This window comes from Bacillus sp. JJ1764 (genome assembly GCF_036962145.1).
Classification (GTDB): Bacteria; Bacillota; Bacilli; order Bacillales; family Cytobacillaceae; genus Neobacillus.
In genome coordinates this window covers 11,558-11,816 of sequence record NZ_JBALNY010000117.1, presented here as the reverse complement: position 1 = coordinate 11,816, position 259 = coordinate 11,558, and the positions used below count along the sequence as shown (strand labels likewise).

Below are 259 nucleotides of genomic sequence, written 5' to 3'. Positions count from 1 at the left end.
TACCACCCTACTTCCGCAATAAAAAGACATTGCGGCTCTCGATCAACGTACCATCATACGTGTCCTATGTTAACGGCAGGAGGTCCGGCGAAGGCTTACTGAATAAGTTCAGCCATGCATCTCAGAGATGATTTTCACTTGGTGCCTGACACCGACTTGCACCACCCGTCGGCTCTCTGAAGTCAAAAACAATCAAGTTACTCTTTCTCGTCATTGATTTTGATTTTTCAAAAAATAATTTTGATATACTAATTATATT

The 259-nt window shown here is 41.3% G+C and carries 1 other annotated feature.

Annotation, left to right across the window (positions count from 1 at the left end):
* Positions 1-223 (bottom strand) — a binding site (T-box leader). This feature is flagged as partial in the annotation.
* Positions 224-259 lie beyond the last annotated feature (36 nt).